The sequence below is a fragment of the Clostridioides sp. ES-W-0018-02 genome (assembly GCF_020658175.1).
Classification (GTDB): domain Bacteria; phylum Bacillota; class Clostridia; order Peptostreptococcales; family Peptostreptococcaceae; genus Clostridioides.
In genome coordinates, this window is the sequence record NZ_JACVVY010000003.1 from 311,632 (window position 1) to 328,831 (window position 17,200).

Sequence of the window (17,200 nt, forward strand, 5' to 3'; positions counted from 1 at the left end):
ATATTTTATGCGGGAGTTATTAAATGTAACACTTATAATAGTACTTGTTTTAATAAATGCATTTTTTGTAGCTTGTGAATTTGCTATGGTAAAGCTTCGTAGTTCTAGGATAGATACTATGATAGCTGAAGGTAATAATAATGCTAAAAGGTGTAAAATAATAAAAGATAATCTAAATTCATATCTTTCTGCATGTCAACTTGGGATAACACTTTGTTCACTTGCACTAGGATGGATGGGAGAATCTACAGTTAAAGAGTTAATATTGCCAATAATAAGTATATTTAATCTTAGTGAAAGTGTTATATATACAATATCAATTTCTATTTCCTTTTTAATTATAACAATGGTAGAAGTTGTAATAGGGGAGCTTGTTCCTAAAGCCTTAGCACTTTATAATACAGAGAGAATAATGCTAAGTACATCTTTTTTGTTGATTGGATTTTATAAATTGACATATCCAATAATATACTTTTTTAATCTAAGCACTGATTTATTTCTTAAGCCATTTGGATATTCACAAGCAGATGAAGTTGATGAGCCACATACAGGTGATGAAATAAGATTATTAGTTGAAGAAAGCTATAAAAGTGGGCTTATAGATGAATCAGAGCAAAGATTAGTTGACAATATTTTTGAATTTGAAGAAAAGAAAATTAGAGAGATAATGGTACCTAGAACTGATATGATTTGTATATATGAAAGTGACTCGGAGGAAAAGATATTATCTATTTTGAGAGATGAAGGTGTTACTAGGTATCCAGTATGTAAGAAAAATAAAGATGATATATTAGGATTTGTACATATAAGAGATTTGTATAATCAAAAAATAAACAGAAATAAAATTGAACTAGGAGAAATACTTAGAGATATTATATATATATCAGAAAATTGTACTATAGATAAGGCTCTTGAGAAATTAAGAAAAGAAAAACTCCAACTTGCTATAGTGGTAGATGAATATGGTGGTACATCTGGTGTAGTAACAATTGAAGATATACTGGAAGAGATAGTAGGAGAAATTCAAGATGAATTTGATAAAGAAGAAACTCATATTAAGAAAATAGGAACAAGTTCTTACTTAGTTGATGGAACTGAATCAATCAATGATATCAATAAATACTTTGGGCTTGATATAGAACATGATGGATTTGATAGTATAGGTGGTTGGATATCCTATATGCTTGGTTCAAACATTAAAGTAAATCAAAGTGTAACTTTTGAAAATTACAATTTTACTATATTAGAATTGGATAAATTGAGGGTTGTAAAATTAATCATAAAAAGTGTAATATAATTATATCAAAAAATATTGGAGGAATTGTATGCAAAAAGTAGAAGGAATTATTTTTGATATGGATGGAGTTTTGTTTGATTCAGAGAGAATCTCTCTTGAATTTTGGATAGAGACATTTGAAAAGTATGGATACACTATGACTAAAGAAATATATACATCTGTTATGGGAAGGAATCGTAAAGGGATAATAGAAGGTCTTACTAAGATATATGATAGCTCTGTGCCGATATTAGATTTGTATGATGAGAAAACTAAAAATATGATTGAATTTATGGATAGAGAAGGAGCTCCTATCAAATTAGGAGTTAATGAATTAATATCTTTTTTAAAGAAAAATGGGTATAAAATGGCAGTTGCAACTTCTACAAAACGAGAAAGAGCAGTTAAAAGATTAGCCAAAGCAAATTTAAAAGAATACTTTGATGCTATAGTTTGTGGAGATGATGTTGTAAACTCTAAGCCAAATCCAGAAATATTCTTAAAGGCAGCCAAAAAGATAAATGTTAATCCCGAAAATTGCATTGTTATAGAGGATTCCCCTATGGGAGTAGAGGCTGCTTATAATGGGGGTATAAAATGTATAAATGTACCTGACTTAAAAGAACCAGATGAACAAATTAAAGAACAATCACATAAGATACTTGAAAATTTATTGGAAGTTAGAGAATACCTAAAAAGTTTAGAATCTAAAGAATGTTGTAGCCTATAATATGAAATATTAAATCAAAGAATTTAAATTTAATTTCTTTGATTTAGAATAAATCCATGAATATGAGAAAAAATAATTATAAACAATTAGGAGGAATATTCATGGATAGTGTAGGTTCTCTATTATATTTTTTATTTAATTTTTTCTTGTATGGTTTTATAGGTTGGATAATTGAAAATTTATATAGTTATTTTACTCAAGGTCATTTTCAAGAAGATGGATTTTTGAATGGTCCGTTTAAACCAATGTATGCAATTGCAATGTCTATTATAATAGAGGTCTCAAGGTTTATTGACCCAAATAATATATTTGCATTGCTTTTACTATGTTTAGTAGTGCCAACAACAGTAGAGTACATCACAGGCATAATTATGAAGGTATATTTTAATAAGGTATATTGGGATTATTCAGACTATAAGTACAATAATAGAGGAATAATATGTTTAAAATTTTCTATGTACTGGACTATATTGACTTTTATTGGAGTAAGGTATCTTCAAGTGTATGTAGTTGATAATTTATATAGTTTAATAATACCTTATTGGCCAATTATAGCAACTGTATTATTGATAGCATTGTTTGTGGATGAAATTTTTACTATAAAATTCCTGAGAGGAAATAGAGATATAATATAACTTTAGAAGTATAAGGTAAGTTTAGATTGTAGTTAAAAGAAAGCTATGCTAAAATGGTGAAATCATTTAAAGTTAGCTTTCTTTTTTATTTGATGAAGTTAACATTCTAATAAGTTTCAAAAGTTTATATAGAGTATTATTTATTATATGGTATTACTTATTTAAAATAAATTATAAAAAATGAGGAGTGTTTGAATGGTGAGTAAAATAAGATTTTGTATTATTGGTACAAGTAATATATCAAAACTATTTTTAAGAGCTGCATCTAGGATTGAAGAGTTTGAACTAGTTGCTGTATATTCAAGAGATTTAGAAAAAGCTAAGGAATTTGGAAAGATGCATGGGGCAAGTCTGTTTTTTGACGATTTAGAAACCATGGCTAAATCAGATGTTATAGATGCTATATACATAGCTTCTCCAAACGCAATGCATTCAAAACAAGCTGTTACCTGTTTAAAACACAAAAAACATGTGTTGTGTGAAAAATCATTAGCATCTAACTTAGAGGAAGTAAAATTAATGATAAAGGTTGCAAGGGACAATAATGTATTGCTTATGGAAGCTATGAGAATTACATGTGTTCCAAATTTTAAAGCAGTTAAAGAAAATTTACATAAGATAGGTAAAATAAGAAGATTTTTTGGAAGCTATTGTCAGTATTCTTCAAGATATGATAAATATAAAAATGGAATTATAGAAAATGCATTTAAAAAAGAACTGTCAAATGGTTCATTGATGGATATTGGAGTGTACTGCATACACCCTATGATAAATCTATTTGGTGCTCCAAAATGTGTAAAATCATTTTCTCATATGCTTCAAACTGGAGTAGATGGAGAAGGTTTGGCTATATTCCAATATGATGGTATGGATGCAGTAGTTCAGTATTCTAAAATAGCTGATTCTTACATACCATCTGAGATACAAGGAGAAAAGGGAAGTATAATAATCGAAAAACTTAATTTGTTTGAAAGGGTGGTTATTAGATATAAAGATGGAACTGAAGAAGATATATCTATTTTAAAGGAAAAAGAAGAAGAGAAACCTAGAGAAATAGAAGGAATATATCATGAACTTATTGAGTTTATAACTCTTATAAATAATAATAAAATAGAGTCTGGTATAAACTCACATGAAAATTCAAAGATAGTAATGGGAATTATGGATGAGATAAGAAGACAAGGAAAGATTGTCTATCCAGCTGACAGTCTGTAATTTATTTAAAAATATATAGGATATGAGGTGGTAAATATGGAGAATATAAATTGGGCTATATTGGGTCCTGGAACTATTGCATCAGAATTTGCACAAGCTATGAGTGAGGTGAATTGTAAAGTGTATGCTGTTGCTTCAAGAAGTCTTGAAAGAGCAAAAAACTTTGCAAATAAGTTTGATATAGAAAATGTGTATGATGATTATGATAAAATGCTAGAGAATAAGAATATAGATGTAGTGTATATATCTACTCCACATTGCAATCACTATGAATATATAATGAAAAGTCTAAAAAATGGTAAACATGTGTTGTGTGAAAAAGCTATAACAGTAAATGGAAGTCAACTAACTGATATTACAACTTTAGCTATTGAAAAGAACTTAATAGTAGCAGAGGCGATGACTATTTATTATATGCCTTTATATAAAAAATTAAAGGAGATAGTAGAGTCTGGAAGTTTGGGAAAAATTAAAATGATACAAGTATCCTTTGGAAGTTGCAAGGATTATGATGTTAATAATAGATTTTTTAGTCAAGATTTAGCTGGTGGGGCATTGCTTGATATTGGTACATATGCACTTTCATTTGCTAGGTACTTTATGTCATCTCAACCGAATGAAATTTTAACAACTGTTAAGAAATTTGAAACAGGTGTGGATGAACAATCTGGAATAATTTTAAAGAATTCTGAGAATGAGATGGCTGTAATATCATTAACTATGAGAGCTAAGATGCCAAAAAGAGGTATTCTTGCATGTGAATTAGGATTTATAACTGTAGAAAATTTCCCAAGAGCATCAAAAGCTACAATAACTTATACAGATGGTGGAAGAATTGAAACTCTAGAATATGGTGATACAGAAAAAGCTTTAAAGTATGAAATTGAATATGTCAATAATTGTATATTAAATAAAACAAAAGCCAATACTCTAGAATCATCTATAGATGTCATGAATTTAATGGATGAAATAAGAAAGCAATGGGGATTAAGATATACTTTTGAGTAAATTTAATTTTAAAATAAGTTAAATTGTATACACAATTAAGTATTAAAATGTCAAATTATAAAAAGAAGAAAATCACTAAAAAGATTCCTTTTTCAGTGATTTTCTTCTTTTTTTTTACAAATTTGTAACAGAATAAAAAAAAGTTTTGGAGATTTTATTACAATTTTGTAGTTGAATATATACATTAAAACTAATATGATTAATAATAACATAAATTTGAATATTTTTAGAGGAGAGAAAATATGAGAAAATTGATATACTTTATTACACCATTTATAATAGGCGTAGTATTTTTATTTGGGTTAGACAAATTTCTTGATTCTAAAACTGATGAACTTTTGAGGGAGAAAAATCTACTTCCAATTATGGATGATACTTTAAGTGATATAAAGGATAAAGGTGTTACAGCAAATAATCATTTTTTGAGAGAAAAAGATATTATGATTTTGGGGTCATCAGAACTTAGTAATTCAACAAAACAACATCCAAAGTACTATTTTAATACAGATAGGAGCAAAAACAAAGTATTTGCAATTGGTAGAGCTTATACTCAGACATTACAAGATGCTGCAGTGTTAGGAAGTATGAATCCTAATATTGATAATAAGAAGGTTGTCTTGTTAATTTCTATGCAATGGTTTATGGAAAAAGATGGAGTCACAAGTCACCATTACCAGTCTAGGTTTTCACCAATACAATTTTATCGTTTTTTAGATAATCCAAAGATATCTAAACAAAATAAGATTGAATATATAAAAAAATCAAGTAAGCTTTTATGGGGTAGTGACGAATATAAGGCAGAAGCATTGTATGCCAAGCTATATGAACCTAAGACAGTGTATGAGAAAGCTGAGAAGGTGTTATTAGAGCCTTATTTTCAAGGGAGAAAATACTGTATAGAGCTTAAAGAAAAAGGGATACTTTATAAGAAATTAATTAGGCTAGATAAACACAAAAAAGAAGGAAGAAAAAAACCTATAAATTGGTCACATGAGAAAAAGAAAGCTATTGAAGATGCTAAGAAGAGAGTAGGTAACAATCCTCTAAACATTGACAAGTATTATTACAATGAGCATTTTAAAGATGGTCTAGAGCAATATAGAGGAAGAGATAAGGGTATAGACTTAGTAACATCTAAGGAATTTGAAAGTTATAAGCTTTTATTAAATGTATGCAAGGACTTAGATATTAAACCAGTTGTTGTACTAATTCCAAGTATGGGCAAATTCTATGATTTAACTGGTATCTCTGAGAAAGAAAGAAATCAGTTTTATGATAAGGCACAGAATATAGCAGAAAGTAAAGGCTTTGAAGTTATGAATCTTAAAGATAAAGGTAAAGAGAAATATTATTTAAGAGATGTAATGCATCTTGGAACGAAAGGATGGGTAGATGTCTGTGAGAGATTATTTAAAATATTTAAAGAGCAATAAAGAATTAGTAACTAGTATTTGTTTAACTATGATTATAATATTGGCAATAGGTGTTTTAACATTTACACCATTTAAAGAGTTGCCATTTATTTATAATGGATTTTAAAGGAGAATTTTTATATGAAAATTATTGAAGGAATAAAAAAATATTCAAATACAAATAGAATAGCATTGACATGTAATGGAGATAAACTTTCTTATAAAGATTTAAATGAGTATTCAGATGCTATATCAGTTTTTCTAAAAAATGTATACAAAGAAGAAGATACTCCTATAGTAATCTATGGTAATAAAGAAAATATGATAATGGCATGTATGATAGGAGCTTTAAAATCAGGTAGAGCATATGTTCCTCTTGATATTAGTTTTCCACTAGATAGAGTTTTTGAAGTTACTAAGGAAGTAAAGCCAAAAGTATTATTTAACTTTAGTGATGAAAAAGACTTTGGAGATATCAATGTAATTGATAAGAATAAATTAAATGATATAATAAGTGAGTATAAAGGAAAGTCATTACATAAAGAAAACTGGGTAAAAGGTGACGAGAATGCATATATACTATTTACATCAGGTAGTACTGGAAAGCCAAAAGGGGTTCAAATAAGTTCAAATAACTTAGATAGTTTTGTAGATTGGATAAGTCCTTATTTAAATATAGATGGAAGTGAAAAAGTAATAATGAATCAAGCAGCATATTCTTTTGACCTTTCAGTGACAACAATATACCCTGGTCTTGTTCATGGAGCTACATTATTTTCAATATCAAAAGATGTACTAGCAGATTATAAAGAGCTATTCAAACAATTTGGCGAATCTAATATTGCAGTATGGGTATCAACACCTTCTTTTGCAGGTGTATGTGTAACAGAAAAAGAGTTTAATAGTAAGATGCTTCCTAAACTTGAATCCATGATATTTATAGGAGAAGCACTTTCAAAAAATCTTACTAAAGAACTTATGAGTAGATTTCCAAATACAAGAGTTATCAATGGATATGGACCAACTGAAGCTACTGTTGGCGTAAGTGTAAATGATATGACTCAAGAAGCTATAGATGATGAAAAGAGCCTTCCAGTTGGATATCCTATGCAAAATTGTAAAATAAAAATACTTGATGAAAATGGAAATGAACTGAAAGAAAATGAAAAAGGTGAGATTATAATAGTTGGACCATCAGTTTCAAAAGGTTACTTTAATAATAAAGAGAAGACTGAAGAAGTATTTTTCTATGATGAAATAGATAGTGTAAAGTGGCGAGCTTATAAAACTGGTGATATGGGATATCTCTTAGATGGAACTATATACTATTGTGGAAGAAAAGATTTTCAAATTAAGTTAAATGGATTTAGGATTGAAATAGAAGATATAGAAAATAATTTGAGAAAAGTTCATAATGTAAAAAACGCAGTAGTTTTACCAATATATAAGGATGAAAAAATTGCTTATTTAAAAGGTATTGTTGAGTTAAATGAGAAGAATGATTTAGGTAATATCAAAAATGGGATGATGATAAAAAAGGAACTAGGAAAGTATATACCTTCGTATATGATTCCAAGAAATATTGCAATAATTTCTGAGTTTCCAACAAATATCAATGGTAAAATAGACAGAAAGAAACTTATGGAGGAAATTTAATGATTTTTTCACAGTATGGAGATTATTTTTATCTTTACATATTATTATTAACATCAATACCAGCAGTGATTTTAGGTTTAATGGGTAAAAATATAAAGTATTATGGTATGTTGGCAAGTTTATTTATGATATTTTTGATTGTAGGAATAGATGTTCAGTTTAAATACTTGTTGATATTTATCATTTTAGAAGTAATAATAGTCAAAGGATACGAATATGTAAGAAGAAAAACTAAAAATAAATATATCTATTGGGGATTTTTGTCTGCATCAATGCTTCCGATAATAATTAATAAAATATCTCCAGTTACATCTTTTGGATTGATTGGATTTATTGGAATATCATACTTAAATTTCAGGGCTATACAAATGGTTATTGAAATTTATGATGGTGCTATAAAAGAAGTTAAGATTTCAGATATGCTTTATTTTATGTTGTTTTTTCCAACACTGAGTTCTGGTCCTATTGACAGGTCAAGACGATTTGAACAGGATTTAGAGAAGAAAATATCTAGAAAAGAGTATCTAGAAGAATACTTATTGCCTGGAATAAAAAACATTGTTATGGGAGTAGGTTATAAGTTTGTTATAGCATTTTTGATAAATACATATTGGGTGTCAATAATACCTAAAGATATGAGGTTTATAAACATTTTAAGTTATATGTATGCATATAGTTTATACCTGTTCTTTGATTTTGCAGGATACAGTTTATTTGCTATAGGTACAGGATATATATTTGGAATAAAAGTACCTATAAACTTTGATAAACCATTTATAAGTAAGGATATGAAAGAGTTTTGGACAAGATGGCATATAAGTCTTTCAAGATGGTTTGGAGATTATATTTTTTCAAGATTTGTTATGTCTTCAATGAGAAAGAAAAGATTTAAGAAAAGAACTACTGCTGCTCATGTAGCTCAGATGATAACAATGATAACAATGGGATTTTGGCATGGACTAACTTGGTTTTACATTGCTTATGGTGTGTATCAAGGCTTAGCACTTGTCTTAACTGATATATATCAGAGAAAATCTAAATTTTATAAGAAACATAAAAAAGAAAAATGGTTTGAGAGAGTTCAAATTTTCATTACATTCCATATTGTATGTTTTGGATTATTGATATTCTCAGGATATTTAGCTTAATTTTAAGGAGGCAAATTTATGCAGGAAACAGTTATAGAAATATTTGAAGATGTATTAGGAACTGATGAGATAAGAGATGATTTAGACCTTAACTTATTTGAAACAGAGCTTTTAGACTCATTAGCTATAATTGAAGTTTTACTTGAGATTGAAAATAGACTTGGAATAGAACTTCAACCAACTGATTTAGAAAGAAAAGACATGTCTACTGTAAATAATTTAGTAAAATTCTTAGAAACAAGAAAATAAATTAATAACTAAACGTTTAATTATTAATTTACATAATAAAAGATTATAAAGTCCATCTAATATTGATATTTGATGGATTTTTTTATTGTAAAGAGATATAACTTAGTTGTATAAATAATAAAATAGTGAAAAGTTCAAGGTATGAATGAAAGATTGCATGCTATATAAATTAATAGTAATATCTATTGTAAGATATACTATATTAAATTGAGTGAAATATCTTTTGTCATATATTAGAATTACTTTATGAGCTTAGATGTTAATTATAATCTTATAAAAGTAGAATACATATTTAGGAGGAGAACTTAATGTCTTTAAATTCAATAGATAGAAAAAAAGAAATATTAGAACTGTTAGATGCAAAAGGAAAGGTAAATACTAAAGAATTAGTAAAAAAACTAGAAGTATCATCGGAAACAATAAGAAGGTATTTGGAAGAATTAGAAAGTGAAAATAAGTTAAAAAAGGTTTATGGTGGTGCTGTAAAAATAAATTATGGAGTAATTGAGCCAGAACATATAAAAAGAAATAGCACTAATTTAGAAAAGAAACAAAGTATTGCTAAGTATGCAGCTAAATTTGTGAATGATAATGAATCAATTGTAATAGATGAAGGGACTACTAATTTACAAATTGTGGATTACATAGTTTCTATAAAAAATCTAAAGGTTATCACCAGTTCTTATCCTGTGCTATCAAAGTTGATTTCATATGAAAACCAAGGCGTATTTGATGGAGAAGTTATATTCATTGGTGGTAAAGTAAATTTAAAACATCAAAGAACAGCATGTCAGATGTCAATAGATGCTATGAAAAACTTATATGTAGATAAAGCATTTATATCTAGTGAAGGTATAATTGACAGCTTTGGAATTAGTAGCATAGACCAAAGTAAAGCTTTATTGTCAAAAGAGTATATAAGAAATTCAAAGGAAAGTTTTGTATTATGTGATAGTTCTAAGATAGGAATTGTAAGTATGTACAAGATAGCTGATTTGAATGAATTAGATTTTGTTATTTGTGATGCAGAACCTCCAAATGAATGGAGAGATAAATTAAATGAATCAAATATAACATGGATAGAAGCAAAATAGAAATGATAAATTTATAAAATTTAACCAATTCATAGATTTAACCTAGAAAGAAGATTACAAATTTTAATTTTTTGTATAGAGTTTTAATGTGATTTTTATATTGAAAACTAAAAACAAGTAAAAACAACTAAAAACATAGATTTAATATACATTTAACCTAAATATGATGTATAATTAACATGAAAAAGTTATACTTTAAAAGTAAAAACAATTAAAAACACAAAAATTCTAAATGAGAATCTATGGAGGTTATAAATATGAAAAAGTTATATGGAGAAAAAATAAAGGCAGTAGTATTTGACTGGGCTGGAACAACAGTAGATTATGGATGTTTTGCACCTCTTAATGTATTTATAGAGATATTTAAAAGAAGAGGTATAGATGTAACAATGGAAGAAGCAAGAAAACCTATGGGAAAATTAAAAATAGATCATATAAGAGAAATGTGCGAAATGGATAGAATAAAAAATATTTGGGCAGAGAATTTTGGAGGATTTCCAACAGAGGAAGATGTAAACAAACTTTATGCTGAATTTGAACCTATGTTATTTGAAACTCTAGAAGAGTATACAACTCCAATTCCTCATGTTGTTGAAACTATTGAGAGATTAAGACAAAATGGATTAAAAATAGGTTCTACAACAGGTTATACAAGAGAAATGATGAATATAGTTGAACCAAATGCAGCTAAAAAGGGATATTCACCAGATTTTCTTGTAACTCCATCAGAAGTATCTCAAGGAAGACCATATCCTTGGATGTGTTATAAAAACGCTGAAGCTTTGGGAGTATCTCCAATGAGTGCTATGGTAAAAGTTGGAGATACATTAAGTGATGTAAAAGAAGGTGTAAATGCTGGAATGTGGAGTGTTGCTGTAATAAAAGGTTCAAGTGAATTAGGACTTACACAAGAAGAAGTAGAAAATATGGATAAAGAAGAATTAAAAGTTAAGATGGAAGCAGTTTCAAAGAAATTTAAAGAAGCAGGAGCACATTTTGTTATAGAAACTATGGCTGAATTAGAAGATGTTTTAGTAAAAATAGAAAATGAAACAATTAAGTCAGATTTTGTACCAGAAAATGATTACATATTACTTACACCAGGACCATTATCTACTACTAAATCAGTAAGAGCATCTATGTTAAAAGATTGGTGTACATGGGATGTTGAATATAATGATTTGGTACAAGATGTTAGAAGAAGACTAGTATCTTTAGCTACAAAAAATACAGAAAAATACACAAGTGTATTAATGCAAGGTAGTGGTACTTTCTCAGTGGAAGCTACAATAGGAAGCACTATTCCAAAGAATGGTAAACTTCTTGTAATTGCAAATGGAGCATATGGGAAGAGAATGAAGGACATATGCAGTTATTTAAATATAGAATATGTTGACTGTACATTTAGTGATGTAGAAGCAGTTGACTTAAACAGAGTGGAAAATTTATTGAAAGAAAATAAAGATATTACACATATATCAATGGTTCATTGTGAAACTACTACAGGTAGATTAAATCCTATACAAGATATAGGTAAGATTGCAAAAAAATATAATAAAGTTTATATAGTTGATGCAATGAGTAGTTTTGGTGGAATTAAAATTGATGTTGAAGACTTTAATATAGATTTTTTAGTGAGTAGCTCTAATAAATGTATACAAGGAGTACCAGGATTTGGTTTTATAATAGCTAACAGAGAAGAATTAGCTAAATGCAAAGGAATTGCTAAATCTTTATCTCTTGATGTATACGCTCAATGGGAAACTATGGAGAATAATAATGGTAAATGGAGATTTACTTCTCCTACACATGTTGTAAGAGCTTTTTATCAAGCATTACTAGAGCTAGAGGAAGAAGGTTCTGTTGAAAAAAGATATGCTAGATATAAAGAAAATCAATTTACAATATCTTCGAGATTAAAATCTCTAGGGTTTGATACATTGGTGAATGATGATGCTCAATCACCTGTAATAACAACTTTCCTATATCCTAAGAATGCAAAATTTGAATTTATGGAATTCTACACTTATCTAAAAGAAAATGGATTTGTTATTTATCCAGGTAAATTGACTGATGTAGATACATTCAGAATAGGAAGTATAGGAGAAGTTTATCCAAAAGATATGGATAGATTAGCTGAGGTAATCGAGAAATTTATCAACATGTAGATTATAGAAGTTCATTGATAGGTTATAAAGTTTAGAGACAAGTATATGTAAATAGTTAAATAATAGAGTAGTATTTTATTTGAATTGGAAATCTAAGAAAGATTCATAGTTCATATAAAATATTTCCTCTATTATTTTTTTGGCTATCTTTAAAGGAGCATTGTTTTATTCATCGAGATTATTATACTTGACAACGTAACAATGTTTTGTTATATTATATTCAAGAACAAAATAAGTTATTGAAAGGAAATCATTATGGATGGAGAATTACGTTCGCTAAATTTTAATGGAATGGGAAAATGTAAAGGTGGAATTTTTGATGAAGTTAATATAGCAGGTACAGGAAAAATAGATGGAAATATAAAATGTAATAAATTTGATTCTTCAGGTTCAGCAAAAGTGATTGGAACAACGGAATGTAATGAATTTTTTACAGCAGGATTGAGTAAAATTGAAGGAAATATATTGGCATCACAAGTGACAATATTTGGACTTCTTAAGTGTACTGGAGACATAAACTCAAGTAAAGTTAAATCTGGAGGAATTATCAATGTTGGAGGAAACTTAAAGTCAGATATTATTAGCGGAGAAGGATGTCTAAAAATCAATAAGAGCATAGAATGCGAAAGTGTTGACTTAAGTGGAATTTTGGATTGTAATGGATTTTTAAATTGTGAAGAACTTAAGATAAGTTTGCATGGAACTTCTAATCTAAACGAAGTTGGTGCATGTAGTGTAAATATAAAAAAGGGACATGGCGATTATTGTAAAAGCTTTTATAGAGCCGAAAAAAAGAGTGGAGATTTTGAAAAGGCATCTTATAATCTTAGAAATCTAGGTCTACTGTCAGTTAAAAAATATACAGAAAGTAGATTATTAGCAAATGTTATAGAAGCAGATGAAATCAGTTTAGAAAATAGTGAAGTTAAAATTGTAAGAGGTAAAAATATTAACATAGGCAAAGGTTGTTATATAGAGAGTTTGGAGTACAGTGAAAACATAGATATTGATGAAAGTTCAATAGTTGTTGAAATAAAGAATGTAAATGGAAAAGTAAGTCTAAATAATGAAAAAGTAAATCTAAATAAAGATAAGTAATATTTAGGCTTAAAATAAAATTTAAAATGAGGTAATGATATGGAAAATGGAACTATAAAAATACTTGGAGAAGGATTTATCAATAGTGGAGAATATGAAAGTATAAAAATTATGGGAAGTGCTAGGTCAAAAGGAAATGTAAAATGTAATGAAGTAAATGTATTTGGAAATGTAAAGTTTGATGGAGATATTAGTATAAAAAACTTTGTAGTAAATGGAAAAGCTACTATAAAAGGGAGTCTTAAAGCTGAACGTGTAAGGGTTAATGGGCAACTTAGTATAGATGGAGATGCAGAAATAGATGACTTGATTATAACTGCTCAACAGAAAATTAATGGAAATTTAAAGTGTAATAATGTTACAGTAAAAGGTCAATTAATTGTAAGTGAAAGTATTTATGCACAGGATATAAAAGTTTATGGTGAAATGAGAAATAAAGAAAATATAGAATGTGAAGATATAAAGGTTCACGGAGCAATAAAATGTGATGGTCTTTTAAATGGAGAAAACATATATATCTATTCAGGAGGAGGTTCTTATTGTAAGGAGATAGGAGCAACTAATATAGAAATAGGTAGAAGTAAAGATATTTTTACATTTGGGATTAAATTTATTAACATTTTTTCAGGCAAATTTAAATGCAATTTGATAGAGGGAGATTCTATTGAATTAGAAGATGTTTCAATAAAAGATATACGAGGAAAAAGCATATCCTTAGTAAGCAATTGTGATGTTGAAAATATTGAATACAGTGACAAGTTGTTAGTTTCAGATAATTCGAGTGTAAAAAACAGTACAAAGGTGGGCTAGAAAAATTATGGAAGAATTGATATCTAAGAAAGATTTATTAAGCAAAACTAATATATCTTATGGGCAGCTATATAGATGGAAAAGAAAAAATATAATACCAGAAGAATGGTTTATAAAAAAATCAGCTTTTACAGGTCAAGAGACGTTTTTTCCAAGAGATAAAATACTAGAAAGAATAGAGTTAATACTATCTATGAAAGAAGATACATCTCTTGATGATATTGCAAACATGTTTACAAAAAAAGATACCAATAAAGAGTTTGACATTGACTTTATTTTAGAGAAGGAAGCTATATGTAATTACACAAAAGAAATATTTCAAAATTTATATAAAAAAGAACAGAGTATAGGCAAAAAGGAATTGCTTATATTGAGTATAATAGAGAAATTTTTAGTTAAATCCACAATAACATTTGAAGAATTAAAATTAATAGTAAATATAATAGAAGAAAATTTTAAATCAATATACAATGAAAATGGAAGAATTTATTTGTTTAGGAAGTTTGGTGTTCCATTTGTAATAGGATGCTTGGATTATAAACAAGTAAAATTTGAAAAGGATGTAGTTAAAATTGTTGAAATTGACTTAATGAAAGAAATAAATGATATAAGTATTAAGTTATCATAGTAGATTATTGTAGATTACTTATTATGTAGGAGAAGAGTTAGGATTTAAGTATGTGGAAAACGCACACTAATGCAAAAGTGTGCGTTTTTATTTTTCTATAAATTTTCTTAAATACTACATTTTTTTGAGAGTTTAAATATTCTATTGACTATAGTCCTAATTAGTACTATACTAAAATAGTACTGATTAGTACTTTTATATTGGGAGGGATATTATGGAAATTCGTGAACAAATTAAACTTGTAAATGCTGTTTTAAGTGGAACTTTAGATTTATACAGGGTATGGGCTAAAAAGCATGATTTAAATTATAATGCATTAGTTATCTTATATACTTTAGATGAGTATAAGGTATGTACGCAAAAGCAAATTTGTGAGTGGTGGGCTTTACCTAAACAGACGGTACATGGGATTTTGATGGAGTTTGAAAAGAAGGGATATATTACTATTTCGTCTAATTCTGAAAATAAAAGAGAGCGTCTGGTTTCTTTTACAAAGAGTGGAAAACAATTTACTGATTCAATATTAGAACCACTTCATAGCATGGAAGAAAAGGCTATTGAAAAATTAGGAGATGAAAAATGGAATCAACTTATTGCTTGTAATACTGCATACTATGAATTGTTAAAGGAGGAAATTAAAAATGGATAATGTATTAGCTAAAAAATTTACATTTACTTCTTTACTATCTTTTGCAATTCCTAATGTTATTATGATGATTAGTTTATCTATGTACATTATTGTTGATGGTATGTTTATTTCTCGTTTGCTTGGTACAATAGCATTATCATCTACGAATATGGTATATCCAGCTATCAGTTTTGAAATGGCTGTAGCAATCATGGTTGCAACGGGTGGAAGTGCTATAGTTGCTAGAAAGATGGGGGAAGGAAAACAAGAGGAAGCAAGAAAAAATTTGAGTTTCTTAATCATTGTAGAAATATTGATTGGTATTTTTATTGCTATTATTGGAAACTTGTTTATTGATGAAATTATTTTGTTTTTAGGTGCAAGTTCAATACAAGCTCCTTTGTGTATTACTTATGCTAAAATACTTTTTAGCTTTGCACCTGCATTTTTTCTTCAAACAGCATTTCAGACTTTTCTGGTTACTTCTGGTAAACCAACACTTGGTCTGATTGTTACGTTGTTAGCTGGAGTTGTGAATATTGTGCTGGATTATATCTTTATGGTTCCATTGAATATGGGTATTGCTGGTGCAGCGATTGCAACTGGATTAGGTTATTGTATTCCTGCAATTGTAGGTTTAGCCTATTTCTTTTTTGCAAGAAATAATCCTCTGCACTTTGTAAAACCAGAACTAAATTGGAATGTGCTTTTTCGTTCTTGTACAAATGGGTCATCGGAAATGGTAACAAACTTAGCAAATGCTGTAACAACATTTATGTTTAACTATACTTTTTTGCAATATTATGGTGAAAATGGTGTTGCTTCTATAACAATTATCCTGTATTTCCAATACATCTTTACAGCTATTTATTTTGGCTATTCCAATGGAATAGCTCCAATTATCAGTTTTAAATATGGACATGGTGATAAAAAGCAACTACAAGATATATTTAAGAACAGTATATTATTTTTGATTATTAGTTCAATAGTATCGAATATTTTAATTCATTTGACTATAACAAAGTCATTGACTATTTTTACTTCAATTAACAGTGATGTTTACAATATTACACTTTATGGTTTTTCCTTCTATTCTCTAGCTTTTGTGATTATGGGATTTGGTATTTTTTCTTCTGCAATGTTTACAGCATTTTCTGATGGGAAAACATCAGCTATTATATCCTTTTCTAGAACGTTTATTTTTATTTTAGGTGCTATTCTTATTCTTCCAAATATATTTGGAGAAATAGGAGTTTGGATAGCTGTCCCTGTTGCAGAATTTTTAGGGTTATTTATTTCTCTTTTATTTTTGATTAGAAAAAAACATTATGGCTATTGTAAATAAAACCTTAATTAAGGTCAATCCTATTACTCATACTACAACAGATAAGAATGGAAAAAGCAAGTTGTGAAATAAGATAGAAGTATACCCCAACAATACGAAA

At 28.0% G+C, this 17,200-nt stretch carries 17 protein-coding genes; all 17 read left to right on the plus strand.

Translation table 11 applies throughout. The annotated features are described in order from the left end of the window. Positions 1 to 7: 7 nt before the first annotated feature. Positions 8 to 1,297, plus strand: coding sequence for a hemolysin family protein (locus IC219_RS10155; RefSeq protein ID WP_227434359.1), 1,290 nt, complete (start codon positions 8 to 10; stop codon positions 1,295 to 1,297). Between the two features lie 28 nt (positions 1,298 to 1,325). Further along, positions 1,326 to 2,006, plus strand: a complete 681-nt coding sequence (locus tag IC219_RS10160) for an HAD family hydrolase (protein ID WP_227434360.1) — start codon at positions 1,326 to 1,328, stop codon at positions 2,004 to 2,006. A gap of 101 nt (positions 2,007 to 2,107) precedes the next feature. Further along, entirely contained in the window at positions 2,108 to 2,641 is a 534-nt protein-coding gene (locus IC219_RS10165; protein WP_227434361.1) for a putative ABC transporter permease, read from the plus strand. A gap of 195 nt (positions 2,642 to 2,836) precedes the next feature. Continuing rightward, positions 2,837 to 3,856 carry a Gfo/Idh/MocA family protein gene (locus IC219_RS10170; RefSeq protein ID WP_227830876.1) on the plus strand — a complete coding sequence of 340 codons (1,020 nt, stop codon included), beginning with the start codon at positions 2,837 to 2,839 and terminating at the stop codon, positions 3,854 to 3,856. 36 nt (positions 3,857 to 3,892) lie between these two features. Further along, the gene (locus tag IC219_RS10175; RefSeq protein ID WP_227830875.1) at positions 3,893 to 4,864 is read left to right on the plus strand and encodes a Gfo/Idh/MocA family protein; all 972 of its coding nucleotides are present in this window, start codon (positions 3,893 to 3,895) and stop codon (positions 4,862 to 4,864) included. A 242-nt stretch (positions 4,865 to 5,106) separates the two neighbouring features. Next, a complete protein-coding gene (gene dltD / locus IC219_RS10180) occupies positions 5,107 to 6,297 on the plus strand; it encodes a D-alanyl-lipoteichoic acid biosynthesis protein DltD (protein WP_227434364.1) in 1,191 nt (396 codons plus the stop codon). Further along, the gene (locus tag IC219_RS10185; protein ID WP_227434522.1) at positions 6,263 to 6,403 is read left to right on the plus strand and encodes a hypothetical protein; all 141 of its coding nucleotides are present in this window, start codon (positions 6,263 to 6,265) and stop codon (positions 6,401 to 6,403) included. The genes dltD and IC219_RS10185 overlap by 35 nt, the downstream gene beginning before the upstream one ends. Before the next feature lie 14 nt (positions 6,404 to 6,417). After that, positions 6,418 to 7,932: a D-alanine--poly(phosphoribitol) ligase gene (locus IC219_RS10190; RefSeq protein WP_227830874.1), complete on the plus strand. Its 1,515-nt coding sequence runs from the start codon at positions 6,418 to 6,420 to the stop codon at positions 7,930 to 7,932. Continuing rightward, a complete protein-coding gene (gene dltB / locus IC219_RS10195; RefSeq protein ID WP_227434366.1) occupies positions 7,932 to 9,080 on the plus strand; it encodes a D-alanyl-lipoteichoic acid biosynthesis protein DltB in 1,149 nt (382 codons plus the stop codon). The genes IC219_RS10190 and dltB overlap by 1 nt, the downstream gene beginning before the upstream one ends. Before the next feature lie 18 nt (positions 9,081 to 9,098). Further along, entirely contained in the window at positions 9,099 to 9,329 is a 231-nt protein-coding gene (gene dltC / locus IC219_RS10200) for a D-alanine--poly(phosphoribitol) ligase subunit DltC (protein ID WP_227434367.1), read from the plus strand. A 308-nt stretch (positions 9,330 to 9,637) separates the two neighbouring features. Next, complete coding sequence (locus IC219_RS10205) at positions 9,638 to 10,423, plus strand: DeoR/GlpR family DNA-binding transcription regulator (RefSeq protein ID WP_227434368.1); 786 nt, start codon at positions 9,638 to 9,640, stop codon at positions 10,421 to 10,423. Between the two features lie 257 nt (positions 10,424 to 10,680). Continuing rightward, a complete protein-coding gene (phnW, locus tag IC219_RS22025; protein WP_227830873.1) occupies positions 10,681 to 12,591 on the plus strand; it encodes a 2-aminoethylphosphonate--pyruvate transaminase in 1,911 nt (636 codons plus the stop codon). A gap of 255 nt (positions 12,592 to 12,846) precedes the next feature. Next, on the plus strand, positions 12,847 to 13,689 hold the full coding sequence (locus IC219_RS10215; protein ID WP_227830872.1) for a hypothetical protein: 843 nt from the start codon (positions 12,847 to 12,849) through the stop codon (positions 13,687 to 13,689). Between the two features lie 39 nt (positions 13,690 to 13,728). Then, the gene (locus IC219_RS10220) at positions 13,729 to 14,499 is read left to right on the plus strand and encodes a polymer-forming cytoskeletal protein (RefSeq protein ID WP_227830871.1); all 771 of its coding nucleotides are present in this window, start codon (positions 13,729 to 13,731) and stop codon (positions 14,497 to 14,499) included. Positions 14,500 to 14,506: 7 nt separating this feature from the next. Further along, complete coding sequence (locus IC219_RS10225; RefSeq protein WP_227434372.1) at positions 14,507 to 15,127, plus strand: YhbD family protein; 621 nt, start codon at positions 14,507 to 14,509, stop codon at positions 15,125 to 15,127. 214 nt (positions 15,128 to 15,341) lie between these two features. Continuing rightward, positions 15,342 to 15,776: a MarR family winged helix-turn-helix transcriptional regulator gene (locus tag IC219_RS10230; protein ID WP_227434373.1), complete on the plus strand. Its 435-nt coding sequence runs from the start codon at positions 15,342 to 15,344 to the stop codon at positions 15,774 to 15,776. Then, positions 15,769 to 17,100 carry an MATE family efflux transporter gene (locus IC219_RS10235; protein WP_227434374.1) on the plus strand — a complete coding sequence of 444 codons (1,332 nt, stop codon included), beginning with the start codon at positions 15,769 to 15,771 and terminating at the stop codon, positions 17,098 to 17,100. Before IC219_RS10230 ends, IC219_RS10235 begins: the two co-directional genes overlap by 8 nt. Positions 17,101 to 17,200: the final 100 nt, after the last annotated feature.